21 protein-coding genes are annotated in these 25,577 nt (G+C 72.1%); 12 read left to right on the plus strand and 9 right to left on the minus strand.

Annotated elements, in window-relative coordinates; translation table 11 throughout:
- Positions 1–476 precede the first annotated feature (476 nt).
- A complete protein-coding gene (locus tag WMF45_RS35105; protein ID WP_437709783.1) occupies positions 477–905 on the plus strand; it encodes a hypothetical protein in 429 nt (142 codons plus the stop codon).
- Between the two features lie 73 nt (positions 906–978).
- A complete protein-coding gene (locus WMF45_RS35110) occupies positions 979–3,285 on the plus strand; it encodes an Rv1355c family protein (RefSeq protein WP_437709785.1) in 2,307 nt (768 codons plus the stop codon).
- Between the two features lie 26 nt (positions 3,286–3,311).
- On the opposite strand, the gene WMF45_RS35115 is transcribed toward WMF45_RS35110, so the two are convergent.
- The gene (locus WMF45_RS35115; RefSeq protein ID WP_437709787.1) at positions 3,312–3,692 is read right to left on the minus strand and encodes an STAS/SEC14 domain-containing protein; all 381 of its coding nucleotides are present in this window, start codon (positions 3,690–3,692) and stop codon (positions 3,312–3,314) included.
- A 76-nt stretch (positions 3,693–3,768) separates the two neighbouring features.
- Positions 3,769–5,910, minus strand: a complete 2,142-nt coding sequence (locus tag WMF45_RS35120; RefSeq protein ID WP_437709789.1) for a hypothetical protein — start codon at positions 5,908–5,910, stop codon at positions 3,769–3,771.
- Between the two features lie 464 nt (positions 5,911–6,374).
- On the opposite strand from WMF45_RS35120, the gene WMF45_RS35125 reads away from it, so the two are divergent.
- Both WMF45_RS35125 and WMF45_RS35130 read left to right on the plus strand, forming a co-directional pair.
- Positions 6,375–7,160, plus strand: coding sequence for a TerC family protein (locus WMF45_RS35125; protein WP_437709791.1), 786 nt, complete (start codon positions 6,375–6,377; stop codon positions 7,158–7,160).
- Positions 7,161–7,330: 170 nt separating this feature from the next.
- Positions 7,331–7,798, plus strand: a complete 468-nt coding sequence (locus tag WMF45_RS35130) for a response regulator (protein ID WP_437709793.1) — start codon at positions 7,331–7,333, stop codon at positions 7,796–7,798.
- Positions 7,799–7,876: 78 nt separating this feature from the next.
- Here WMF45_RS35130 and WMF45_RS35135 read toward each other — a convergent pair whose 3' ends face one another.
- On the minus strand, positions 7,877–10,015 hold the full coding sequence (locus WMF45_RS35135; RefSeq protein ID WP_437709795.1) for a S9 family peptidase: 2,139 nt from the start codon (positions 10,013–10,015) through the stop codon (positions 7,877–7,879).
- A gap of 455 nt (positions 10,016–10,470) precedes the next feature.
- Between WMF45_RS35135 and WMF45_RS35140 the strand changes: the two genes are divergently transcribed.
- From WMF45_RS35140 to WMF45_RS35165, 6 genes are all read left to right on the plus strand, one after another.
- Entirely contained in the window at positions 10,471–11,997 is a 1,527-nt protein-coding gene (locus WMF45_RS35140; protein WP_437709797.1) for a deoxyribodipyrimidine photolyase, read from the plus strand.
- A gap of 218 nt (positions 11,998–12,215) precedes the next feature.
- Positions 12,216–12,908, plus strand: coding sequence for a VTT domain-containing protein (locus WMF45_RS35145; RefSeq protein ID WP_437719610.1), 693 nt, complete (start codon positions 12,216–12,218; stop codon positions 12,906–12,908).
- A 143-nt stretch (positions 12,909–13,051) separates the two neighbouring features.
- A complete protein-coding gene (locus tag WMF45_RS35150) occupies positions 13,052–14,635 on the plus strand; it encodes a serine/threonine-protein kinase (RefSeq protein WP_437709799.1) in 1,584 nt (527 codons plus the stop codon).
- A 59-nt stretch (positions 14,636–14,694) separates the two neighbouring features.
- Positions 14,695–15,636, plus strand: coding sequence for a tetratricopeptide repeat protein (locus WMF45_RS35155; RefSeq protein WP_437709801.1), 942 nt, complete (start codon positions 14,695–14,697; stop codon positions 15,634–15,636).
- 197 nt (positions 15,637–15,833) lie between these two features.
- Positions 15,834–16,259 carry a YciI family protein gene (locus tag WMF45_RS35160; protein WP_437709803.1) on the plus strand — a complete coding sequence of 142 codons (426 nt, stop codon included), beginning with the start codon at positions 15,834–15,836 and terminating at the stop codon, positions 16,257–16,259.
- 74 nt (positions 16,260–16,333) lie between these two features.
- Entirely contained in the window at positions 16,334–17,617 is a 1,284-nt protein-coding gene (locus tag WMF45_RS35165) for an RNA polymerase sigma factor (RefSeq protein ID WP_437709805.1), read from the plus strand.
- Between the two features lie 137 nt (positions 17,618–17,754).
- Here WMF45_RS35165 and WMF45_RS35170 read toward each other — a convergent pair whose 3' ends face one another.
- The gene (locus WMF45_RS35170; RefSeq protein ID WP_437709807.1) at positions 17,755–18,582 is read right to left on the minus strand and encodes a Uma2 family endonuclease; all 828 of its coding nucleotides are present in this window, start codon (positions 18,580–18,582) and stop codon (positions 17,755–17,757) included.
- 108 nt (positions 18,583–18,690) lie between these two features.
- Positions 18,691–20,022, minus strand: coding sequence for an aminotransferase family protein (locus WMF45_RS35175; protein ID WP_012239035.1), 1,332 nt, complete (start codon positions 20,020–20,022; stop codon positions 18,691–18,693).
- 245 nt (positions 20,023–20,267) lie between these two features.
- On the opposite strand from WMF45_RS35175, the gene WMF45_RS35180 reads away from it, so the two are divergent.
- The gene (locus WMF45_RS35180; protein ID WP_437709809.1) at positions 20,268–20,618 is read left to right on the plus strand and encodes an ArsR/SmtB family transcription factor; all 351 of its coding nucleotides are present in this window, start codon (positions 20,268–20,270) and stop codon (positions 20,616–20,618) included.
- Positions 20,619–20,669: 51 nt separating this feature from the next.
- Here WMF45_RS35180 and WMF45_RS35185 read toward each other — a convergent pair whose 3' ends face one another.
- The 3 genes from WMF45_RS35185 to WMF45_RS35195 form a co-directional block, all read right to left on the minus strand.
- A complete protein-coding gene (locus WMF45_RS35185) occupies positions 20,670–21,173 on the minus strand; it encodes a MarR family winged helix-turn-helix transcriptional regulator (RefSeq protein ID WP_437719611.1) in 504 nt (167 codons plus the stop codon).
- A gap of 358 nt (positions 21,174–21,531) precedes the next feature.
- A complete protein-coding gene (locus tag WMF45_RS35190) occupies positions 21,532–22,965 on the minus strand; it encodes a cytochrome P450 (RefSeq protein ID WP_437709811.1) in 1,434 nt (477 codons plus the stop codon).
- A gap of 166 nt (positions 22,966–23,131) precedes the next feature.
- A complete protein-coding gene (locus WMF45_RS35195; RefSeq protein WP_437709813.1) occupies positions 23,132–23,743 on the minus strand; it encodes a hypothetical protein in 612 nt (203 codons plus the stop codon).
- 334 nt (positions 23,744–24,077) lie between these two features.
- On the opposite strand from WMF45_RS35195, the gene WMF45_RS35200 reads away from it, so the two are divergent.
- On the plus strand, positions 24,078–25,067 hold the full coding sequence (locus WMF45_RS35200) for a hypothetical protein (RefSeq protein ID WP_437709815.1): 990 nt from the start codon (positions 24,078–24,080) through the stop codon (positions 25,065–25,067).
- A 19-nt stretch (positions 25,068–25,086) separates the two neighbouring features.
- Here the strand turns inward: WMF45_RS35200 and WMF45_RS35205 are convergent, their stop codons facing one another.
- Complete coding sequence (locus tag WMF45_RS35205; RefSeq protein ID WP_437324296.1) at positions 25,087–25,419, minus strand: transcriptional regulator; 333 nt, start codon at positions 25,417–25,419, stop codon at positions 25,087–25,089.
- Between the last annotated feature and the right edge of the window lie 158 nt (positions 25,420–25,577).

The raw sequence follows: 25,577 nt of genomic DNA on the forward strand, positions 1-25,577 counted from the left end.
AGATCCCCAGCGCACATCCCGTAGTATAGACCACAGAGCAGCTGGCGGCCCACCATGCAACTGCCCAGCAGCACGTCATGAAATACTTTGGAAATAACTCGGGTATGCCCTGGCTGGGCCGCGCGAGCGACGCGAACGACACGAGCGACGCGAGCGATGCGAACCAGAGGACCATGCCGCTCGAGCGACTCCATCCGCCGCGCTGCCCCACGTCGAGCCGGCCCGGCGCGACTCCCTCGCCGCCGCGCGCGCCGCACGGGAGTCGCGTCGAAGCGCGGCGCGGACCGTCCACCGGAGCACCGCATCGAAAGTGGCTCGTGGTCGTTGCTCCGTCGATCGAACCGTCCTAGGTGCACCCCATGGACCTCGCGGATCCTTGCCCGGTGGCCAGGCGCACGACTATCCCACGGGATGGCTGTGCGCGCTGGCGGCTCGGCGGTGCGCAGACGTAAGATCGGTGCGCGCTCGGTGAGACGATGACGAAACCCAGCATGCTGTTCGACACGACGGAGCACGTGCTCATCGCCGTCCACGGCAGGGAACCGCCGAGCGACGAGGAATGGGAAGGGTATATGCAGGCGGCGGGAAGTCTCCCGCCCACCTGCACGAAGACTCTCGTGGTGACGGCCGGGGGGGGACCCAACGCGAAGCAGCGGGCATCCATCAACGACTACGTCAGCAAGACCGCGCTCACGGTGGCGATCTGCACGGACGCGCTCCTCGTCCGGCAGATCGGGACTGCGCTCAGCTGGTTCAACCCGCGGGTCAAGGCGTTCCGGGGCAGCGATGTCGTGGCCGCGCTGCGCTATCTGGAGATCATCGGGCCTGAGGCCGCCGAGGTGCAACACAAGGTCACGAAGATGAGACTCGAGATCGAGGGCCGGCCGTCCCGCGCGCCGCGCTGACCCGGGGGCCGCCGGGGAGATCGTGGCGACGCCTGGGGCGCGGGGGTGGTAGGAGGGGGACCGGACCACCGCGATGAACACGACCCGCTGGCAGCAGCTCATCTCCTCGCGAGCGGCGCGAGAGGCCTCGAACGGCGCGTGGCGTCCCCGCTTCTTCCGGCCGGCGCGCGAGGACGACGCGGAGGAGCTCGGCCGCCTGCTCCACGACGACGCCCGGATCGAGATCTTCGACACGATCGACCGGCAGCTCGCCGATCTCGTGAAGACCCGCCACCCCCGCGAGCGCCTCGGTGAGCGGGACGTCACGCGGCTCGTGGGAGAGCACCTGAACGGCGCCCCCATCGAGGCCTATGGAGTCTGGGTCCACTATCCGTGGTCGCACCGCCTCGTGCACCTGCTCGATGAGGCCGAGTTCGTCGAGCTGCGGACCGACAGGAACAAGCACAAGATCAGCGGCGAGGAGCAGGCGGCGCTCGCCCGCCGGCGCATCGGCGTCGTCGGCCTCTCGGTCGGGCAGTCCGTCGCGATGACGATCGCGCTCGAGCGGGGGGCCGGCGAGCTGCGCCTCGCGGACTTCGACCGCCTCGATCTCTCGAACCTGAACCGGATCCGGACCGGCGCGCACAACCTCGACCTGCCGAAGGTCGTCGCCACGGCGCGCGAGATCGCCGAGCTCGATCCGTTCCTCCACGTGACGTGCTTCCCCGAGGGGGTCACGGAGGACAATATCCAGCGCTTCCTTCTCGACGGGGGCAAGCTCGATGTCCTCGTGGACGAGTGCGACAGCCTCGATATCAAGCTCCTGCTCCGCACGACCGCGCGCGCCCACCGCATACCGGTCGTGATGGAGACGAGCGACCGGGGGCTCATCGACGTCGAGCGCTTCGATCTGGAGGGCGATCGGCCGATCCTCCACGGGCTCGTCGGCGATCTCACGCCCGAGCGCCTCCGCGGCCTGTCGACCGAGGACAAGGTGCCTTATGTCATGCAGATCATCGGGCAAGACGCCATCTCGCTCCGGCTCCGCGCGTCGCTCGTCGAGGTGCAGCAGTCGGTGAGCACATGGCCTCAGCTCGGGTCGGCGGTCGTCCACGGCGGGGCGGCGGCCGCGGACACGGCGCGCCGGATCACCCTCGGGGAGCCGGTGCGGTCAGGCCGGTATTATGTCGACCTGGAGGAGCTCATCAGCGGCCCCGAGGCGGAGCCCGCCTCCGCGGACGCGCCGCGCGCGGCGGGCCCTGCCCTCGCCGCGGCGGCGGGCCCGCTCCCGGCCGCCGAGGCCGGCGCCGTCGCGCTCGACCCGGCGCGGCTGCGGCGGCTCGTCGCGGCGGGCGTGGCGGCGCCCTCGGGCGGCAACTGCCAGCCCTGGCTCTGGGTCCACGAGGGGCGTCGCCTCGGGCTGTTCCACGACCGCGCGCGCTCCGAGTCGCTCGCCGACTTCCAGGGCGCGGGCGGCGTTGTCGCGCTCGGCGCGGCCGCCGAGAACGTCGTCCTCGCCGCGCACCGCGAGGGGCTCAGCGTGCGCGTCTCGCCGTTCCCGCGCGAGGGCGACGAGGACCTGGCCGCCACGTTCGCGTTCTTCGGCGCGCCGGCCCCCGGCGCCGAGGAGCACGCCATGGATGGCCTCGCGGACGCCATCGGGCTCCGGCACACGAACCGGCGCCCTGGCCAGCGGGCGCCGCTCGCCGAGGAGCACCGCGCCGCCCTCCGCGCCGCTGTCGAGTCCATCCCCGGGGCGCGCCTCGGGCTGCTCGAGGCGCCGGCGGAGCTCGACGAGATCGGCGCCCTCATCGGCGCCGGCGATCGGCTCCGGATGCTCGCGAGGCAGACCCACGCCGACATGATGAGGGAGGTCCGCTGGACCGAGGCGGAGGCCGAGGCGCGCCGGGACGGGCTGTTCGTCGGCACGCTCGAGCTCTCGCCGACCGATCTCGCGGGGTTCAAGATCTGCCGGGATTACCGCGCCCTGGCGCTCGTGCGGCGCTGGGGCGGCGGCCGGGGGCTCGAGAGGATGGCGCAGAAGGCGATCCGCTGCGCGACGGCGGTCGGGCTGATCACCCTGCCGCGGGTCCGGCTCACCGACTATTTCCAGGGCGGCAGGGCGGTCGAGCGCGCGTGGCTCACCGCGACGCAGCTGGGCATCGCGGTCTACCCGATGACGACGTTGCCTTACCTGTTCGCGCGGCTGATCCGGGGCCGCGGCGAGGGGCTCGACGCGGAGACCGCGGAGGCCGCGGCCGGGCTCCGGGAGCGCTATCTCCGGCTGTTCGACGTCACCGACGCGACGGCAGAGGTCCTGCTCTTCCGCCTGTCGCTCGCGGGCCCGGTGTCGGCGCGCTCCCTCCGCCGCCCCATCGACGACGTGCTCGTCGTGCGCTGAGCGGGCGGCCCGCGCGCAGCCTGCCCTCACGGGGTCGGGCGATCGCCGAGGAGCCAGCTGCGCGCGGCCCCCTCGTCCTTGAAGACCCGCACGAGCTGCGCGGTCCCCGCCTCACGGGCGATCCGGCTCGCCTGCAGCGCCGCGAGATCGCTTTGCACGAGCTCGGCGGCCCTGATCACCCCCATCGCGGTCGAGGTCGCCGCGATGTCGCGGAGGAGCTCCGTCGCCTCCTCGGAGGCGATGGAAAAGCCACGGAAGTCCACGAGGACGCGGATCCTCCGGCCGTAGAGCGAGCCGAGGGCCTTCCTGTACTCCGCGGCGTACGCCTGCGCCTCTTCGGTGCGCACGACGCCTTGCAACGTGACCTCGATGAGAGCGTTGATGAGGTCGATCTTGAGCTGGTACATGCCGCCTCACCTGGAGGACCGAGAGCGAGACTGAGACCGGGAGACCATAGCGTCGCGCCGCCGCTGATCCAGGCCGTTATCGCGGCTTCGGCTCGGTGAGCCGGTAGATGTGCTCCACGAACTCCGGGACGAGCTCCCTGGCGACGATCCAGAGCCGTCCTTCGCCGAGGTCGTGCAAGCCGGCAGGACCATCGAACGTCATCTTGCCGCGCTCACCGAAGTAGATGAACGACTTCCTGTCGTGGCTGCGGAACCAGCCGCACGCCGCGTCGAGCAGCGGGCCGAGCGCGGCGTCTCCGCCGGCGCGCATCGGGAAGACGCGGACCGAGTCGAGGAGGCGGAAGAGGTTCGTGCCGAGCTCGCCGAGCTCGAGGACCGCGACCGCCAGCGGCTCGCCGTGCTGGCGCGCCACGAGCAGCACGCGCTCCCGCTCCAGGCCCGCGCTGCGCCAGCGCTCGACGCAGGGCCCCATCCCGAGCCTGCCGGGCACGAGATCGAGCGCCTCCGCGTACATGCGCGGCGACGTCGCGCACAGGAGGCCGAGCAGCGCCGCCTGCTCCCCGGGGGTCGGCTCGCCGATCTCGATCGGCCCGCCGGCTTCGCGCGGCGCGCGCGGCGCGGCGCGCGCGTCCACCCCCATCAGGCGGAAAGGCAGCGACAGGACGTGGCCCGTCTCGTGGCGCGCGCGGGCGAACTCGAACAGCGATCGCTCGTTCCACGCGACGTGCGCCTCCGCGTAGGCGATGATCCAGCGGCACTCCGGGTCGGCCATCGCGTGCTCGAAGCAGCGAGTGAACATGTCGCGGAGCACCTGCCGGGAGCTCAGGTTCGACGCGGACTTTGGCCGCTTCGCGAGCTGATGAATCATCCACGTGCTGTGGTATGGCTTCATGATCGAGAAATTGCCCTCGATCCCGTGCTCGGACAGACACGCCACGTTGTACAGGAGGTGCGGCACCGCCGCGGCCTTCTGCGCCATGGTCAGGAAGCTCGGCTTGATGGCCTCGAAGTGCTCCGGCCGCCGCCCGGAGAGGTTGAAATAGCCGGACGAGTCGAAGAGATCCCAGAGCTCCGCCTGCCACGCGGTCCCCCCGTAGGTCGTCGCGTGCAGGATGCGGGACACGAGCCTGAGCCAGCGCCGCTCGTCCTCGCGCCGCGCGGCGGTCACGTGCACGCTGCAGAGCTGGGTGTCCGCGCCCTCCACGAGCGACACCGACCGCACCTCGCCCCGCAGGTGGACGACGCCGTCGTCGCCGTCGGGGAGCTCCAGCGAGAGCTTGTGCCTGGGGAGCAGCGGCGGGTGCCCCCTCGTCAGCGCCATCCGCAGGCCCGAGAAGGACACGTCGACCACCTCGGCCTCGATCGGCGGGATGTGAAGCCACTCGGGGTGCAGGAAGCGCGCGGTGAGATCGGCCTCGACGCCCCGCTGCAGCAGGCTCTTGCGGAGGCGCTCCACGCGCGCCGGCAGCGCGGAGACGAGCTCGCCCGGGCGCACCTCGTCCGCGCGGACGTTGAAGCGAAAGACGGAGTTCTGCCCGGCGATCTCGACCGCGGCGTCCTCGCTCCAGCCCTTGATGCCGAGCCACGTGACCGTCCCGGTCCCCACCTCGCCGAGCATCACGCAGAGGGGCGGCGCGCTCTCGGCGGCGCGGCGGACGACGCCCTTCCTCCGCAGCAGGAAGCCGAGGATGTTGCGCACCCTCCTGGGATCGTCGATGATCTCGCGCACGTGCCCCGCGTCCGTGGCCGAGGGCCTGAACAGGCTCGCCGCGGCCGCCTTGGCCGTGCCCGCGTCGACGAGGGCGCGCAGCACGTCGCGGATCTGCCCCGCCGCGCGGGAGGGGATTCCGTCCTCGAACGACAGCCCGATGAGCGGCCCCCGCAGGCCCATCGACTGGAGCACCAGCACGGCGGAGAGCGGACCGATCTCGACGTCGCCGGCGTACAGGCGCACCCGGACGACGCTGCCGAAAGGGAACGAGGTCCGATAGTCGGGCTCGATCCAGGCGCCCATCGAGCCGAGCAGGACGACCGGGTAGCTCAGGTCGCGCCCCTCGATGCGCAGCCAGGCAGCGCCGCCGTCCAGCCAGCACGCCTCCGGCACCCTGACCGCCGGATCTCCCCCGAGGGGCGCCCGATCCAGAGGCCCCCCGTCAGCGCCGCCGCCGGCGGCCCAGCGCGCGTCCTGCCCGAAGCCGACCTTCGGAACCACGGTCACGCGGTCGCCCCCTCTGTCGTGAGGCCACGCGTTCCAGGTGAGGAACAGGCAACGATGCTGCTTCGCCCGCATGGCGAGGAAACACGGCGCTGTTCGGCGATCTCGCCAACACCCCGCAGGAGCTCACCTGGAAGCCGGGAAGGAGGCAGATCCACTTGCGCGTACTTCCAACTCCTCTGTACCGGATGTCAACATCCCGCGTCAAGCGCCGCCCGTGCCGCGCGCGCCGACGTGTGTCGCCGCCGTCGGTGCCATCGACGCCCATCGACGCCCATCGACGCCCATCGACGCCATCAACACCGTTGACGTACTTTGCGTTCACGCATCCGTCGTAATCGCCGTCGCCCCGCGCCCTGAACACGGGAGCAAGATCGCCCAGGATCCACCGGAGAGCGGGGCGAGGGTCCGGACGTGGCGGGCGGCCACGGCTGTCCATGCTACAAAGCGCCACCCCGATGCCTGACATGAGCGCCTTTCTGCACGCCGACGGCTGGATCACGCTGGCGACCCTCAGCGCGCTGGAGATCGTGCTTGGAATCGACAACATCGTCTTCCTCTCCATCATGACGGCGAAGCTGCCGCTGGAGCAGCAGCCGCTCGCCCGCCGCATCGGCCTCGTGCTCGCCCTCGGGATGCGGCTGCTCCTCCTGCTCGCGATCTCATGGGTGATGGGACTCAAGGCTACCCTGTTCAGCCTGCTCGGACACGACTTCAGCGGGCGTGATCTGATCCTGCTCGCCGGCGGTGTGTTCTTGATTGGCAAGGCGACCCACGAGATGTTCGATAAACTCGAGGTCGACGATCCCAGGGAAGAGCAGCCGAAGGCGAAGGCGTCGTTCCCCTCCGTCATCGCGCAGATCGTGCTGCTCGACATCGTCTTTTCGCTCGACTCGGTCATCACCGCCGTCGGCATGGCGCAGCACATCTCGATCATGATGGTGGCCATGTTCATCGCGGTGGGCGTGATGCTCGTCTTCGCCGGGAGCATCGGCGCGTTCATCCAGCGCCACCCGAGCATGAAGATCCTCGCGCTGAGCTTCCTGCTCCTCATCGGCGTGGTGCTCATGGCCGACGGCATGGGCCAGCACATCAGCAAGGGGTATATCTACTTCGCGATGGCCTTCTCGCTCGGCGTCGAGCTCATCAACATGCGCCTCCGGGTGCGCCAGCGGCCCGTCCAGCTGCGCACGAGGATGGGGAGCTCTCCGGACCTCTCGCCGGCGCACGAGCAGGCTCCGCCGGGGAGCTGAGCCCCACGCCGGGATCTCCGCGGAAGAGCCGGAGAGGCGGCGGAGGCCGGGGCCCTTGGAGCGAGCACCGGGAGAGCCTGTAAACAATTCGCACAGAGGTGGTCTACGAGGGTCGACGGCGAGAGCGGCCGGTCCCAGAAGTGACACCGGGGTTCTCCACCGAGGTGAGCGTGAGCGACGAGCGAGACGACCAAGGAGACTCAGAGCGAGGAAGGCAGCGGCGCATCGTGGTCGTCGACGACGACGACGCGATCGTCGAGACGCTGGCGGAGGTGCTGCTGGCGGAAGGGTATGAGGTCGAGGGGTACACCGACCCCCTCGAAGCCCTGGAGCGGCTGCGCTCCCAGGCGCCGCCCGACGCCATCGTCATCGACTGCGTGATGCCGTTCCTGGACGGGCCGCGCCTCATCGAGACGCTCGCGGCCGAGGGGAGAGCGGCGCCGGTCGTGCTCGTGACCGCGCTCAGCGATCCCGGCTTCTGCATCGATCCGAACCACCCGGACGCGACGAGGATCATCAACAAGCCGTTCGACCTGGAGCAGCTGCTGGAGACGCTCGACGACCTCACGAGCGCGCCCCCGCTGAGCGAGCCAGAGTCGCGGCGGCGCACGCGGACCGCGTCGACGCAGCGGACGTAGCGGCGCCGGACGCCCGCAGGCCGGGGGGCGCCCCGACCGCCGCGCGGGCGCGCCTGCCCGCGTGGCGGAGCGGCGCGCTCAGGGCCGGGGGAGCGCCTCGGAGAGCCCGTGGACGACCTCGGCGCCCACGGGGACGGTGACGCTCGACTGCTTGAAGTCGCCGCCGACCGGCTCGTAGGAGCCGTCGAGGCACTGCGCGAGGAACGTCTCCGCGATCGCGTTGAACGACATGGAGTTCTCCGGGCGGGCGAAGCCGTGGCCCTCGTCGGGGTACAGCACGTACGTGACCGGGATGCCCTTGCTCGTCATCGCCTTGACGATCTGATCGCTCTCGGCCTGCTTCACGCGCGGGTCGTTGGCGCCCTGGCCGATGAGGAGGGGCCGCTTGATCTGGTCGGCGCGGTAGAGCGGCGAGCGCGTGCGCAGGAGATCGCGGCCGTCCTCGGTGCGGGGGTCGCCGACCCGCTTCGCGAAGAGCTCGAGCATCGGCGCCCAGTAGGGCGGGATGGACTGGAGCAGGGTCACCAGGTTCGACGGGCCGACGATGTCGACGCCGCAGGCGAAGGTCTCCGGCGTGAAGGTCAGCCCGACGAGCGTCGCGTAGCCGCCATAGCTGCCGCCCATGATCGCCACGCGGGCCCTGTCGGCGATGCCCTGCGCCACGGACCATTCCACGGCGTCGAGCAGGTCGTTGTGCATCTTGCCCGCCCACTCGAGGTCGCCCGCGTTGACGAACCTCTTCCCGAAGCCCGTCGAGCCCCGGAAGTTGACGCTCAGCACGCCGTAGCCGCGGTTCGCGAGCCACTGGTGCATCGGATCGAGGCGGAAGGAGCTGCGCGCCCAGGGGCCGCCGTGGACGAGGAGCACCATCGAGAGCGGCCTCTCCGGCTTGCCGTCGCCGTCGGGGTCGGCGGCGCGCGGCAGCGACAGGTAGCTCACGAGCTCGAGGCCGTCGCGCGCCTTGATGACCACGGGCCGCATCTTCACGAGCGGCTGCGACTCGAGCGCGGCGCGGTTCGTGAAGAGGAACGTCGCCTTCTTCGTATCACGGTCGTAGAGGTAGTATCGGACCGGGCCGTCCGACACGGTGTATCCGACGGTCCAGCGTTTGTCGTCGAGCGACCGGCTCAGCACGTCGAGCTCGCCGTCGGCGACCGCGCGGAGGGCGTCGAGATCCGGCTGGATGCTCTTGTCGAGCACCTGCCAGCGCTTGCGCTCGCGCTCGGAGGCCGCCGCCTGGACCTTGCCCGTCTTCGGGTGGACGATCACGGCGCTGACATCGGCCTTCGCGTCCTCGGCGAGCACCGCGGGCTTCGCGGTCCGCGGATCGAGGGTGACGAGCGCGGAGGTGTTGCGGCCGCGGCTGTCCCGGAAATAGAGCGTCTTGCCGGCCGCGTCGAAGCCGATGGCGCCGCTCGTCACGACGTCCTCGGGGCTGAACGCGACGAACGGCTTCGGCTCCTTGCCGGTGAGGTCGAGGAACTCCTGGCCTCCGTCGCGCGTCATCCGCGACGCGAGCCGCGCCTTGAACTCGTCGTCGGCGACGAACCCCACGAACCCGTCGTTCCGGCGCACGAGCTTGCGCTCGCCGGAGCGGACGTCGACGCGATACAGGTCGTGGACCTTCTTGTCCCGATCGTTCATGCCGATCAGGATCTCGTTCGGGATCTTGAGGCTCATGCCCTCGAACGTCGCGGAGATGCCCTCGAAGGGGGTGATATCCTTGATCTGCCCGGTCTTGAGCTCGACGGCGTAGATGTGCCAGTTCTCGTCGCCGCCCTTGTCCTGGCGATAGAGGACGTACTCGCTCGTGTAGGGGAACAGGAAGGTGCGCACCCCGCGGCTCTGCTCCTTCGTGACCGGCTTGGCCGACGCCGGCTCCCGGGCCGGGCCGACCCACACGTTGAGCACGCCCTCGGAGGGGGCGAGGAACCCGAGCCGCTGGCCATCCGGGCTGATCTGGGGGGACATGCGATCGGGGTTGCCGAAGAGCATGCGCCGGGGAATGAGCGTCGCGTCGGCGCGCGGCCCGGCCTTCGCAGGCGCGGCCGGGGCCGCGGCCGCCGGGGCCACGGCCGCCGGGGCCGCGGGCGCTGCCGGGGCCGGCGCGGCGGCCTGTCGGGGAGGCGGCGGCGCGGACGCCGGGGCGCCGCCGCAGGCGAGCGGCGTGATCAAGGGCAGCAGGAACAGCGATCGGAGCTTCTGGGGCAAGTCCATGGGTTCACCCGGGGCGCGGAGCCGCTGGCGGCACCCCGCATGCGCCGGGCCCGCGCGCCGAGCGTCATAACCGAGATCCCGGAGGCCGGTCTACGGCGCCGCGCTGAAGACGCCTGGGATCCGCCCAGCCCGGATCGCCCGACCCGGGCGACCGTGCCCGACTCCCTCGCGTACTCGGCCCTGACCGCCGGGCCCTCGGCCTCGCTCCCGGGGGAGCTCGGCGGGATCGCCTGCCCAAACTCGATGAGCTCCTTGCTGTCGATGGGAGAGGTCGCGATGCCCGTGGCGTGTCCGAGCTGTGCTAGAGCACCGCTCGTTCTGAAGAGAGAGCAGAGCGCCGGGGCCGAGCGAGAGAACCTCATTTCTCCGGCGTCCTTGGCGCCCTGGCGGCCCCGCCCCTCCGTCGCCCCGGCCCCGCCGCGGCGCGCTGGCGGGCCGGTCGTGAAGGAGGTGTCGTGATCTCCAGCAGCGTCCCCGAGCTCCGTGTCCGCACCCGCAACGCCATGCCTGTCCGCGAGGGCGGCGACTACGTCCTTTACTGGATGATCGCGAGTCGCCGGACACGGTACAATTTCGGTCTGGAGCGCGCGATCGCCTGGTCGATGGCGCTCGATCGACCGCTCGTCGTGCTGGAGGCGCTCCGGTGCGGCTACCGCTGGGCGAGCGACAGGATCCATCGCTTCGTGATCGACGGCATGGCCGACAACGCGCGCCGCCTCGCGGCGGCCGGCGTCGCGCATCACCCCTACGTCGAGCCCGCCGAGGGGGCCGGCAAGGGCCTGCTCGGCGCGCTCGCGGCGCGGGCGTGCGTGGTGGTGACCGACGACTACCCCTGCTTTTTCCTCCCGCGCATGGTCGCCTCGGCGGCGCGGCAGGCGCCGGTCCGCCTCGAGCAGGTGGACTCGAACGGCCTCTTGCCGATGCGCGCGGCCGATCGGGTGTTCACGACCGCGCGCTCGTTCCGCATCTTCTGGCACCGGGTGATCGGCGAGCACCTCGGCGCGCAGCCGGCGGCCGATCCGCTGAAGCGGGCGAAGCTCCGGCCTGCGGCGCCCCTCCCCCGCGCGATCGCGCGCAGGTGGCCCGCGGCCTCGCCCGCGCTGCTCGGGGGCGACCCTGCGGCGCTCTCCGCGCTCCCCATCGATCACACCGTCCCGCCGGCGCCCTGCCGGGGCGGCCCGGAGGCGGCTGGCAAGGCGCTCGCGCGCTTCGTCGCGGACCGGCTGCCGCGCTACCTGGAAGAGCGCGATCACCCCGACGCCGGCGCGACGAGCGGCCTGTCGCCGTACCTGCACTTCGGCCACCTCGCGGCGCACGAGGTCTTCACGGCCGTCGCGCGGCGCGAGGCCTTCCGCGTCGAGCAGCTCGGCCGCCCCGGGGACGGCGTGAAGCGGCCGAGCGGCAGCCGCGAGGGGTTCTGGGGGATGAGCGCCTCGGCCGAGGCGTTCCTCGAGCAGCTCGTCACCTGGCGGGAGCTCGGGTTCAACGCCTTCGCGCTCGGGGCGAGCGAGGGAGACGGGCCGCGCCCCTCGTGGAAGCGCGATCCGACCGAGTACGAGTCGCTGCCGGACTGGGCGCTCGCCACGCTCGAGAAGCACGCGCGCGACAGGCGCCCGCGCGTCTACCCCATCGAGGCGCTCGCGGCGGGGGCGACCTACGACCGGATCTGGAACGCGTCGCAGGTCGAGCTCCTCCGCGAGGGGCGAATGCACAATTACCTCCGGATGCTCTGGGGCAAAAAGATCCTGGAGTGGTCGCGGACGCCGCGCGAGGCGCTCCAGGTCATGATCGAGCTCAACGACCGGTATGCGCTCGACGGCCGCGACCCGAACTCGACCTCGGGCATCTTCTGGGTGCTCGGCCGCTACGATCGGGCCTGGGGTCCAGAGCGGGAGATCTTCGGCACGATACGTTACATGTCGTCCGAGAACACGGCCCGGAAGCTGCACCTCAAGGAGTACCTGGCGCGTTATACGCCGTAGCGCGCGCGGCCACCGGCGGCGCGGGCGGCGCGCCGGGGGAGCTCGCCCTCGGGGTTCCGGGAGGCGCGGCCCGGGGGCTCGCCCGCGGGTGTAGACTGGCGGGGCAGCCAGCGATGCAGGGCGACTCACCGCCGGCGGCGCCCGTGGGAACGGCGGCGCTGGATGCCGGCGGCGCGCAGGCGGCCGGGGCGCACGCGGGGTTCGACGCGGCCGCCGAGGTGAGCTATCGAGCGGCCGTGGATCTCCTCCGTGAATTTTTCAGCAGGCTGAGGGAGCTCGAGTCGCTGCTCCAGTGGGGCGGCTACCCCGTCCTGATGATCATCATCTTTGCCGAGACGGGGCTGCTCATCGGGTTCTTCCTGCCCGGGGACTCGCTGCTCGTCACCGCCGGGGTGCTGGTCAACGCGGGGCTCATCAACCCGCTCGGGTTACCGAACTTCCAGAACCTGCTCCTGATGAACGTCACGCTGATGGCGATGGCGATCATCGGCGACGCGGTGGGCTTCTCGATCGGGCGGCGCGCCGGCCCGAAGATCTTCACGCGCGAGCAGTCGCTCCTGTTCCGCAAGGATCACCTGATCGCGACGCAGAAGTTCTACGAGAAGCACGGCGGCAAGACGATCATCCTCGCGCGCTTCATGCCGTTCGCCCGGACGTTCGCGCCGGTCGTGGCCGGCGTGGGGCAGATGCAGTACCGGCGCTTCGCGATGTTCAACATCGTGGGCGGCGTGCTCTGGGTCTTCTCGATGACCTTCCTCGGCTACTTCCTTGGCAAGGTCTTCGACGCCAAGCAGATCGAGCGGGTCGTCTACCTGATCATCTTCGTCTCCGTGGCGCCGGTCCTCTTCGGGGCGATCAAGCACAGGCTCCAGCAGAAGAAGGACGCCGAGCGGATCGGGGCCGAGCCGTAGCCGCTCTCCGGCGGACGTCGCGAGCGGATCGCGTCGAGTACGTCATCGCGCGAGCCCTCCCGGGTTGAGCGCTCGCGAGAGGCCACCGAGGCCGCCCGCCTCTTGTACTCCGCACCACCTCCCCGCTACGCTCTCCTCTCACCATGGCGCAGCAGCCCGCCGTCCCCTCCGGCGTCCCCGTTCCCGGCGACGTCCTCGCGGGCAAGTACCGCATCGAGCGCGTCCTCGGCGCGGGGGGCATGGGCGTTGTCTTCGCGGGCTGGGACGTCGTCCTGGAGCGCCGCGTCGCCGTCAAGCTCCTCCTCCCCGAGGCCGCCGCGCTCCCCGACGCCGGCGCCCGCTTCCTCCGCGAGGCCCGGGCCGCCGCGGCCCTCGACGGACAGCACATCGCGCGTGTCCTCGACATGGGCACGCTGGGCACCGGCGCCGCCTACATGGTGCTGGAGCACCTGACCGGCGACGATCTCGGCCAGGTGCTCCAGACCCGCGGCGTCCTCCCGCTCGCCGACGCCGCCGACTACGTGCTCCAGGCCTGCGAGGCGATCGCCGAGGCCCACGCGCGCGGCATCATCCACCGCGATCTCAAGCCGAAGAACCTCTTCCTCACCCGCCGCCCCGACGGGACTCCCCTCCTCAAGGTCCTCGACTTCGGCCTGTCGAAGTTCACCGCCACGGGCGACTCTGTCAAAGAGGCGAGCCTGACCGCGACGGGCCTCATCATGGGCTCCATCCATTACATGTCGCCGGAGCAGATTCGCAGCCTGAAATACGCGGATGTGCGGACGGACATCTGGGCTCTCGGCGTGATCCTGTATCGCATGCTCACCGGGCGGCACCCGTTCGAGGGCGACAGCATCACCGCGGTCACGGCGGCCATCATCGTGGACACGCCCACCTCCGTCCTGGCCCTGCGGCCGGACCTGCCGCCCGCCGTCGGGGAGCTCGTGGGCCGGTGCCTTGCGAAGGACCCGGGCGCCCGCGTCCAGAGCGTCGCCGAGATAGGCCGCGTGCTCGCGCCTTTCGGGACGCAGCGCGGGCGGCTCTCGTTCGAGAGCATCGACCGGATCCTGCCCGAGCGTGCTTCCCGCGCCGGGTACCCGCCGGTGGGCGCTCCCCCTGCAGCGCCCGGCGCGCTCGGCGCGTCCTCGCCCGCGTGGCGTGGAGCGCCGGGAGCGGCCGAGGCCGCGACGGCGCCCATGCAGGAGCGCCCGGACACGCCGTCGTCGTCCGGGAGCGAGGCGGCGGGCACGGCGCACGCGACGCTGCCGCACGCTTCCTGGGGCAACACGACGCGGACCCGGGCGCCGCGCAACCGCGTGGCGCTGCTGGCAGGCGCCGCCGGCGCGCTCGTCCTGACCGGGTTCATCCTTGCATTGCGGCTGACGGCGAGCGAGCCCTCGGACAGCGACTCGCCCGTGGCCTCATCGAGCGCGGAGACCGAGCGCGAGCCTGTGTCCCCCGGCGCGGTCGGCGCTCCCGGCGCAGCCGACGCGGTGACGGCGATCCCCGTCGCCGCGATGGAGACCGCGACCGCCGCGCTCGAGGCCAGCGCAGCGCCGCTCGCGAGCGCCTCCCCGGACGCCGGCGCGAAGGCAGCGGCATCTTCGATAGCATCGACACCGCCGGTGAAGGCGAGCGCGAATACCGTGAGCACGACCAGACCGCCGTCGTCTTCACAGGTCAAGACGCAGAACAAGCCCGAGGATCCTTGGAAAAAATGGGACTGAGACGAACAAGAGGTACTCGCGCGATGCGCTGCGCCGCCCTGTGCGCCGTCCTCTGCGCGATGAGCCGCTCGGCTTCCGCGCAGCCCAACGATCCGAAGGCCCAGGCACAGGAGCTCTTCGAGCAGGGCCGCGCAGCGGTGGAAGCGCAAGACTGCGCGCGCGCGATTCCGCTCTTCCGCCGGAGCCAGGCGGCCTATCCGTCGCGCGGCACGCTGCTCAACCTGGCCCAGTGTGAAGCGGATCTCGGGCGCGTGGCGAGCGCATGGCAGCACTTCAAGGAGCTGCTCACCCAGCTGACGCCCGGCGATCCCCGTCTGGCCATCACCCAGCAGCGCATCAGGGAGCTCGAGCCGCGCGTGCCCAAGCTGGTCATCGAGCTTGCGGGGGGCGCACCGGCGCCGGCGGAACTGCTCCTCGATCAAGCGCCGCTGCCGCAGGCCAGCATCAGCAGCGAGCTCCCGCTCGACCCCGGGAACCATGCCGTCGTCGCCCGATGGCCCGGCGGCCGGCAGACCGACGCGCCCGTGACCCTCGCGGAGGGTGCGCGCAGCGTCGTGCATCTCGAGCCGCCGCCGGCCGCCGCGCCGCCTCCGGTCCCCGCACCCGACGCGCCGCAGCCCCCCGCGACCTCCTCGGGTTCGGCCCCCGCCCCCGCGGCTCCCTCGAGCTTCAAGCGCACGCTCGGCTTCGTCATCGGCGGCGTCGGCGCCGCGGCCGTGGGCGGGAGCCTCATCACGGGCGGGCTCGCTCTCGGCACGAAGGGCGATCTCGAGAAGGAATGCCCGGATCCCTCGCCGTGCAGCGACGACGGCATGTCCCTCCGCTCGCGAGGCCAGACGCTCACCACCACGAGCACCGTGCTCGGCGCCGTCGGCCTCGTCGGCATCGGCGCTGGCCTGGTGCTCCTCCTGACGGCGCCGGAGCAGCGCAGCTCGGTCGCCCTCGCGCCCGCGATCCTGCCGGGCGGCGGCGGCGGCGCGCTGCTGCGCAGCCGCTTCTGACGGTCCGGACCGGCGCGGCGGGCGGGCAATCGCCACAATCATCAACAATTACGATCACTTGGCAGCGATCTCAAAAAAGATCGCCCGGCGTGTCGATCCCGCGTACCGCCGTTCGTCGTGACGATGAAGCCACGGTTCGCCCCGGGCAAGAGACCCTCCGGAGCCCAGCTCCACCAAGGAAGCAAGGAGACACGACCATGCGATTCATGATCCTGATCAAGGCCACCAAGGACAGCGAGGCGGGCGTCATGCCGAGCGAGCAGCTCCTCACCGAGATGGGGAAGTTCAATGAAGAGCTCGTCAAGGCCGGCGTGATGGTCGCGGGCGAGGGGCTCCACCCGAGCACGAAGGGCGCGCGCATCCGGTTCTCGGGCGACAAGAGGACCGTGGTCGACGGGCCCTTCGCCGAGACGAAGGAGCTGATCGCGGGCTTCTGGATCTGGGACGTGAAGTCGAGGGAAGAGGCGATCGAGTGGGTGAAGCGCTGTCCCAACCCCATGTACGAGGAGTCCGAGATCGAGATTCGTCAGGTGTTCACGCCGGACGACTTCGGTCCTGCGCTCACGCCCGAGCTCAGGGAGCAGGAGGAGCGCCTGCGCGCGCAGGTGGCGGAGAAGAAGTAGCCCCGCGGGCCTCGGGGGCTTGCGCCGGCGCGGGGGGCTTGCGCCGGCGGCGGAAGGTGTTCTGATCGGGCGCCGTGACGGCCCCCGAGGTGCATCGCGCCATCCACGCGGTCTTCCGCATCGAGTCGGCCAGGCTCATCGCCGGCCTCGCGCGGATGGTGCGCGACGTCGGCCTCGCCGAGGAGCTCGCGCAGGACGCGCTCGTCACCGCGCTCGAGCGGTGGCCGGAGTCGGGCGTCCCGGACAAGCCGGGCGCCTGGCTCATGGCCACCGCGAAGCGCCGCGCGATCGACGAGCTCCGCCGGAGCAAGCGGCTCGAGCGCAAGCACGAGGAGCTCGGCCACGAGATCGAGGCCCAGCACGCGCTGGCCGCGCCGGATCTGGACGCCGCGCTCGACGATGACGTCGGCGACGACCTCCTGCGCCTCGTGTTCACGGCCTGCCATCCGGTCCTCTCGGCCGAGGCGCAGGTCGCGCTCACGCTCCGCCTGCTCGGAGGCCTGACGACCGAGGAGATCGCGCGCGCGTTCCTCGTCCCGGAGCCGACCGTCGCCCAGCGGATCGTCCGCGCCAAGCGGACCCTCGCCGAGGCGCGCGTCCCCTTCGAAGTCCCCCGCGGGGCCGAGCTCGCGCCCCGCCTCTCGTCGGTGCTCCAGGTCATCTACCTGGTCTTCAACGAGGGCTACTCGGCGACGGCCGGCGACGACTGGATGCGGCCTGCCCTCTGCGAGGACGCGCTCCGCCTGGGCCGCATCCTGGCCGAGCTCGCGCCGAAGGAGCCGGAGGTCCACGGCCTCGTCGCGCTGATGGAGATCCAGGCGTCGCGCTCCAGGGCGCGGGTCGGACCGTCGGGAGAGCCCATCCTGCTCCTGGATCAGAACCGCGCGCGCTGGGATCACCTGCTGATCCGCCGCGGCCTGACGGCGCTCGAGCGCGCCGAGGCGCTCGGCGGCGCGCGCGGTCCCTACGCGCTCCAGGCCGCGATCGCCGCCTGCCACGCGCGCGCGCGCACCGCGGAGGAGACGGACTGGGCGCGCATCGCGGCGCTCTATGCGGCGCTCGCCCAGGTCACGCCGTCGCCCGTCGTCGAGCTGAACCGCGCCGTCGCGCTCTCGATGGCGTTCGGCCCGGCGGCGGGCCTCGCCGTCGTCGACGCGCTGATCTCGGAGCGCTCCCTCGATAGCTACCACCTCTTGCCGAGCGTGCGGGGCGACCTCCTCGCGAAGCTCGGCCGCCTCGACGAGGCGCGCGCCGAGCTCGAGCGCGCGGCGTCGCTCACGCGCAACGCGCGCGAGCGCGACCTGCTCCTCGCGCGCGCCGCCGCGTGCGCGGGCGGCTCGGCGCTGCCGTCGCGATGATGGCGCTGGGGCCGCCGTCGCGGGGACAACGGCGGGCGCCGCCGTCGCGGTGACGGACTGGCTCCGCGCCGAGGAGCGCTCCCCGAAGGGCGCGGCCCTCGGCCACCGTCCCTAGGGCGCGGCGGATAGCCGCCAGCTCACCCTCGATCCACGGCCGCCGCGAACACCGCCCCGCTCGCCGCCGTCGCCGCGCTGGCGAGCCATCGCTCCAGCGCTGCGGGCTCGTCGCACGCGAGCACCCGCGCCTGCACCGCCTCCGGCACCGCGAGCCCCCGCGCCGAGAGCACCGAGAGGATCGCGCGCGCCTGGGTGCGCGCCTGGGTGCGCGCCTCGACCCACTCGTCCGTGAACCGCGCCGCGTCGCGCTCCTCGAACAGCGCCGCGACCGGCACGGCGCCGAGGCCGTGCTTGCCCAGCTCCGGCAGGAGGGGCACCTCCGCGCCGGGACGGTAGGTGATCGACGCCGTCCCCGGCCGCACGACCTCGAGCTCCCGCCGCTCCGCGTGCGCGATCCACACCCACGGCCACTCGTGCTCCAGGTAGAGCTTCACCTTCTCCTCGAGGTAGCGCCTCGACTGCGTGCCCCGGATCTCCACGGCCAGCACCGGCGTGCCGCGGTAGGCGTCGTTCCGCGGCGACGAGAGATCGCCCACCACCACCACGTCCGGCGCCCGGAGCGACGGCCCTGCCGGGTCGCTGAGATCGCAGTACACGTCGGTCATCACCGTGAAGCCCTCGCGCGCGTGCGTGCGGAAGAGGGCGGCGAGGAGCGCCATCACGATGCCATGGATATCCTTGCTACCCATCTGCTCGATCAGCTCCCCGCGGTGCAGCTCCCACGGGCTGCCGTCGTAACAATCGTCGGGCGTGCCCAGACGGCGGCCGGTCGGGCCGAAATCGCGCAGCTCGATCGGCCCCGTGTTCCGGGGCGGACGGGTCGGCAGGCCGTTCGTGCGTGCAGTCATGCCCACGATCCTAGCACGTCGCCGCGCCCCCCTCTCCGGGCGCGCTCGCCGCAGCCACAGACGTGCTCTTCCGGCGGCCCGTGGGGGGCCGCCTCGCGCTCGAGGTCCTCAGCCCGAGAGCCGCTGATCCGCGACGTCGAGCGCCGCGTCGAGCGCCGCGATCCCCTCGTCGATCTCGGCCTCGCTGATGATGAGCGGCGGCGCCACGAGCAGGTGGCTCACCCACCCCATGAGGGACACTCCGCGCTTCGCCGCCTCGGCGACCACCGCGTCGACCACCAGGGGCCGCCGAGCTGCCTTGTCCTGCGGCACGTTGAACGGCTCCTTGGTCGCGCGGTCCTTCACGAGCTCCACCGCCCAGAACAGGCCGATCCCGCGCACGTCGCCGATCGAGGGGTGCTTCTCCTTGAGGGCGCGGAGCTTCGCGCCCACGACGTCTCCCATCTTCGTCGCGCGGTCGAGGAGGTCCAGCCGGCGATACTCGTCGATCGCGGCGATCACCGGGGCCAGCGTGAGGGGGTGGGCCTCGTAGGTGTGGCCGTGCGCGAACATGTTGTCGTCGAAGTAGTCCGCGATCGCGCGGGAGGTCGCGACGACCCCGAGCGGCGCGGCCGCGTTCGTCACGCCCTTCGCGGTCGTCAGGATATCCGGCACCACGCCCCAGTGATCGACCGCAAACCACTTTCCGGTCCTGCCCCAGCCGCTCATCACCTCGTCCGCGATGAGGAGCACGCCGCGCTTCCGCGCGACCTCGGCGATCTTCGGCAGGTAGTCGGCCGGCGGGATGAGGACGCCGTTCGTACCCACGACCGGCTCGACGATCACCGCCGCGACGTTCTCCTCGTGGTCGATCATGTAAGCCAGGTAATCGGCGCACGCGACGCCGCACTCGGGGTGGCTCCGGCCGAGCGGGCAGCGGTAGCAGTTCACCTCCGGGCCGAACACCACGCCCGGGATCTTGCCGGCCGGCTCGATGAACCAGCGGCGAAAATCGCCGGTCGCCGCGACCGAGCCCGCGGTGGACCCGTGGTACGACGTGTAGCGCGCGATGATCTTGTGCTTGCCGGTGTAGAGCCGGGCCATCTTGAACGCCGCCTCGTTCGCCTCCGTGCCCGACGTCGCGAAGAAGAACTTGTCGAGCCCCTTCGGCATCACCTCCAGGAGCTTCTGCGCCACCCTGGCCCGCACCTCGCACGTGTGCGCCGGGCTGATGTAGGCGAGCTGCCTCGCCTGCGCGCAGATGGCCTCGATCACGGCCTCGTTCTGGTGGCCGAGGTTCGAGCAGATGAGCTGCGAGGACAGGTCCAGGTAGCGCTTGCCGGACGCGTCCCAGAACGCGCAGCCCTCCGCGCGGGTGACATGGATCGGCTTCCAGCCGCGCTGGGCGCGCCAGGTGCCGTACGTGTGCTTCGTGGTCAGCTCGACGATGTCATCGCTCATGGCAACCTTCGCGGTTCGAGGAGGCGCTCAGCGTAGAGCGTGATCAGACCTCCTCGCACGCGAATTCCCCGGCGCCGCTCGCCCGCTCCTGCGCGCCGCGCCTGCGATTCCGTGCAGCGCGCCCGCGATTCCGGGCGGCGCGCCCGCGATTCCGGCCCGTCACCAAGGACGGTCGTGTTCCGTCCATGAGCGGGCGAGCTCGGCGGCAACGTGAGGTCGTGCGAGGTGGCGCGAGGTGACGTGAGGTGACGAACGCGCGCTCCCCGGACGAGACGTTCCGCGCGCTCGCAGACCCCACGCGGCGCGCGATCCTCGACGCGCTGGCCGGCGGCGAGCGCTCGGTCACCGAGCTGTGCGCGATGTTCGACGTGCCCCAGTCGGCGATCTCGCAGCACCTCAGGGAGCTGCGGGACGCCGGGCTCGTCGCGCCCCGCCGGGAGGGGCGCTCGCGGCTCTACCACGTGGAGGCCGCGCCGCTGCGCGCGTTCTACGACTGGGCCGCTCATTACGAGCGATTCTGGGCGAAGAAGGTCGACGCGCTCGGCGCGCTGCTCGATCGCGAGGCGAACATCGCGCGCAGAGGCGGCAGATCATGAGACGCTCGCGCCCTTCGCCGTCACGCTCGATCAGCTCGGCGCGTGCGGGCTTCATTTCTCTCTCCTCCTTGTTGATGGAACGGGCGTGTCGTCGATCTCGAGATTGCCGATCATGGCGGCGAGGACATGCCCCGTGGTCTCAAGTTCTGCGGCCGGAATGCCCCGCGTCGCGCGGCGCTCCACCTCGACCAGCACGTCCTGTACCCAGTCGTACTCCGCGTTCTGAGGCGTGCAGCGCACGCGGAAGGCGCGCGCGTCGCTCTCGTCGGGGGTCCTCTCGACGAGCCCCTTCTTTTCGAGGCGGCCGACGAGGGCCGAGAGCGACGCGGCTGTGATCTGCAGCCGCTCGGCGAGCTCGCGCTGGGTGAGCCCCACGCGCTCTCCGAGCAGCGCGCCGATCAGGCGGAACTCCGCGAGCGTGACCCCCCGCTCGGCGAGGCGCTCCTGAATCAGCTGCAAGGCGGTCCGATCCACGCGAGCGATCCGCGCGAGCAGCAGCGTGGTGAAGACGGTCAGCGTGTCGGGCACCCAATAGTTAGTAAGACTAACTAACATTATCAAGTGGGATCGCAGGGCCCGCGAGAGCCCCTTCGCCGGGCCGAAGCGTGCGGCGAGGGGGGCGGCGCCCGGTGCTCGACATCGCCTCTACCTCCGGTTCCGGTTCCGGTTCCGGTTGCGCGAGCACCAGCAGGTCGGCGGGCCCCTGGGGCGTGAGAGAGGCGCCGCTGCGCGAGTTGCGCGAGCGCTCGCGCAACTCGGCGGCCGGCGGGCGCTCGTGCCGCGGGATGGGCCGCCGCTCGTCGTGGAGCGCCGCCGGAGGGCGGATCGGCATCCCCGCGAGCACGAGCTGACGGGATGAAGGCCGGAGCGCGCCGCCAGCCGGCCGCGCGCAAGGAGACCCGGTGAGCAACGCTCAGGAGAAGCCCATGGGGCACCGCCCTGCCGGCTGCGGCGCGGCGGGGCGGAGCGCCGGCTCCGCGGGGCTGCCCTGGACCGCAGCCGGGCGGCCTTCCGCCCTCGCTCGCTCGCGCTCCCCTTCCAGGATCATCGCCACATCCCCGCTCGGCCCCATGGTGAGCCCGCGGCGCACGTGGTGAATGGGCGCCTGGCTCTCGAGCCGGAGCCGATATCTCCCGAGGATCGTGCCGAGGGCGACCTTCATCTCGTACATCGCGAACGCCGCGCCCAGGCACCGGCGGGCGCCGCCGCCAAAGGCGATGAACTCGAAGGGTGTGAATTTCCGATCGAGGAACCGCGAAGGGCGGAATCGCTCCGGCGAAGGGTAGAGATCCTCGCGGCCGTGCAGGAGCAGCGGCGAGGCGGCGATCGCCTCGCCGGCCGGGATGGTATAACCCTTGAGCTGGAACGGCCTTTTCACGACGCGGGCCACGTCCACCACCGGCGGGTGGAGGCGGAGCGCCTCCAGGCACACCGCCTCCAGGTACGGCAGCGACGCGAGCGCGTCCGCCTCGGGCGCGGGACCGAGCGCGTCGAGCTCGTCGAGGAGGCGCGCGAGCACGGCCGGCTCGCGGTGCAGCCAGTACATCGCCCACCCGAGCGACATGGCCGTCGTCTCGTGGCCAGCGAACAGGAGCGCACGGAGCTGGTCTGCTATCTCGACGTCGCTCATGCCCGCGCCGTCGTCGTGGCGGGCGCTCATCATCAGGCCCAGGATGTCCTGCGAAGCGTCCCCCTCCGCGCGCCTCGCCCGGATCTCCTCGAAGAGCAGCGCGTCGAGCGCCCTGGCCGCGCGCTTGTGGCGCGCGTAGGGGCCGAAGCCGGCGAAGTCGCGGCGGAGCGCAGGGATGATCATGAAGCTCGGGCTCAGCGACTCGATGAGCCCGAGCACGGCCTCGCGGGTCCTGCCGACGCGCACCTCGCCCCTCACGCCGAAGACCACGCGGACGATCACGTCGAGCGCGATCGCCTGGGTCGCCGCGAGCATCGAGAACGAGCGGCCCGGCCGCCACCGCGACGCCACGCCCAGGCTGATGTCCGCGATCGCGCCGCCATAACCCCGCATCGCGCCGGCGCTGAACGGCGGGGCGAGCAGCCGCCGATCGCGCCGGTGGCGCGCGCCCGCCGTCACGACCACCGACGAGGTCCCGAAGACCGGCTCCGTCAGCTGGACACCCCAGACATCGAACTCGTCGGGGTCGGCCGTGTAGACAGCGCGGATCGCCTCCGGATCGCCCGTGATGGTCAGTATCCCGTTCGGCGACCTCAGACGAAACGTGGGGCCGTACTCGGCGGCGTAGCGCCTGAAGACGGGCTCGGAGGAGATGAATCCTGCACGAATGGTGTCCACAAGGCTGAGCGACTTCGGCCCGGGCGGCAGATTTCCCATCAAGCTGCTCCGTGAATGAACGAGGGTTGTCGGGATGTCCCCGGCCGGAGAAGACCGGGGCGCCGGGGACATTCCGACACGCAGACCGGCGTTCGGTTCCCTCGGTCCCGTCGGTTCCGAGCGATCGCCGGCCCGGGCTCAGGCGAGCGTGGCCGCGCGCACGGCGTCAGCGTGACGGCTCCGGCGCGCCCCGCGCGGCCTCGGCGCCAGGCGGACGGACAGCGACCGCGCGGGACAGGAGCAGCGCGCCGGTGAAGAGGTAACCCGACCAGGAACGGAAGACATCGTAGGAGCGGCCCAGCAGCGGAGCGCTCCGAAGAATGTCCCCGATGCGCCACATCTCCTCGTGGCGCGTGATCTCGAAGCTCTCGCCGCCGTCGATCATGCAGAAATCGTAGGTCAGGATCACCCGCACGGGATACGCGCAGCGCGGGAACAACCTCAGGTACAAGGTGCTGTCGACCAGGGCGCGGCCCGCGTCACGCGGCTCGGAGAGCCGGACGCTCAGCTGAGAGACGTCGAGGTCGAAACGGCCGCCGACGCGAGATCCCGAGAGGCCGACCTGGTACGTCTCGATCCCGCGCACGCGCCGCCATGGATTGACGAACTCGATGCCACGGGCAAGGTAGGGATAGACCTCCTTCTCGAGCGTCGCGATCGGAACCCTCGTGTCGTACATGAGGAGCGAGAGGCGTCGGAAGCGCGCCTCCAGGTCGGCGAGCCCGAGGCGCGGCATCGTGGGGATCGTGAACGGGAGGCAGTTCACTTTTGTCGCCATGTCGTGACTCTCCATCCGGATACGCCCCCGCCCGGTGTGAAGCGCCGGTCCGGGCGCGGAGCGATGAAGGCCGAGACGCAATGCATGGGCCGAGGCGGAGCGTGCTGGAGGCGCGTGCTCTGCGGCGCATCGCTCCGCCCCGCGCGCCGCGTGTGCGCCGCCGCGCAAGGCGCTCGAAAGGCGCTGTTCTCCGCGTGGTTCAGGGAGAGGATCGGCGCGTCCGGCGTGGATTGCCCTGGTCCCTGGGGCGCCCGCGGTTATCTTCCGGCGCCGTTCGGCACGAAGCGCGCGGCGTTTCGCCCTCTCTGCCGGCGTCGAGTCACGAGGAGAAGAAGTGTCACGGGTCGTGGAGCGCGCAGCGAAGACCGCCAGCAGTCTCACGGAGCGGCGCAGAGCCGCGGCGCGGCGGGTCGCCGCGTTCATGGCGCTCACCCTCGCCTCGGCGGGCTGCGCCGCGCAGGGAGCGCCGGCGCCCGCCGCGCGCGGCGGCGCCGACCCCGGCGCGAGCGCGGGAGCGCCGGCGCCCGCCGCGCGCGGCGGCGCGGACCCCTTCGCGAGCGCGGCGGCCGAGCCGATCTTCCGTGAGGCGGAGTCGCTCGCGGGCCGCTACCGCGTGATCGGCGTGCAGCTCTTCGTGCTCGACCAGGCCGCGGAGGCGGGCGCGGCCGGCGCGCGCGGCGCGGCGCGGCGGGCGGCGCTCGAAGCAGAGGCCGCGCGGCTGGGGGCGAGCGTCGCGGCGGCCTACGCCGCGCTCGTCGACGCGCCGGCGCTGCGCGCAGCGGAGCAGCGGCCTCGAGCGCTCCTCGCGCTCGCGCGGGCGCTCCAGGACGGCGGCGACGCGCGCGGCGCCGAGGCGCGGCTGCGCCAGCTCGCCCTCGAGCACCCGGCGTCCGGCGAGGCGGCCGAGGCCCACCTCGCGCTGGCCGACCTGGCGTTCGCCGCGGGGCGCCTCGACGAGGCCGTGAGCGCCTGCGACGGCGCGCTCCGCGGCGCCGCGGGGGCGCCGCTCCGCAAGCGCGCGCTCTACGTGAAGTCGTGGAGCCTGCGGGGCCTCGGCGGCCGGAGCGCCACCGACGGGGCCATGAGGGCGCTGCGCGCCATCGTGCAGCTCGGCCCCGCGCGCGCCGGCTCGCTGGAGGCGACGATCGACGAGGCCGCGGAGCGAGAGCTCGTCGAGCTCTACGCGGCGCACGGCGACCTCGCCCAGGCCCGCGCCTTCTTCGCGGGCGCGGGCGAGCGCGCGGGCCCGCGGCTGCTCGGCGAGGTGGAGGCCCGCGCCGCGCGGCGCGGGCGCCCGGAGCCGCCCGATCGACCGGCGCTGTGAGCGCCGCCGCCCGGGAGCCTCACCCTTCGCCCGCGTCGATCCGGAACCGCGGCGCCTCGATGCGCTCCCCCCGGCACGCCGGGCAGCGGCTCGGCTTCGCGAGCGACCGCCGCTCGTCGAACGCGTAGCCGCAGCGCAGGCAGCGCGCCGGCGCGACCGAGAGCCGCTCGCCGCGCGCCCGCAACGAGCGCGCGAGGTGCTCGAGGTGCGGCGCCACGTCGCGCTCCCGCATCCCGAGGCGGGTGGAGAGCTCCCACGCGGTCGCCGCTCCCCTGCGGAGCTCCTCCAGGAGCGCCTGCCGCACCGTCTCCGACCGGGGCGCTGGGCTCGGCGGTGGCTTCGGGTCGCTCATCGCTCTCCGCGAGCGTGACACCGCGGGGGCGCCGGTCCAGCGCCGATCGTCCGCGGCTCGCGCGCTCGCGCCGCGCTCCAGCGCCGCACGGCCACGACAGGCGCACAGGTGCTGCCTCTCACGACGGCGGAGCAGCGCAGCGCGGCACGGACCGCGCG

Source organism: Sorangium sp. So ce448, from assembly GCF_051520915.1.
In the GTDB taxonomy this organism is placed as follows: domain Bacteria; phylum Myxococcota_A; class Polyangia; order Polyangiales; family Polyangiaceae; genus Sorangium; species Sorangium cellulosum_B.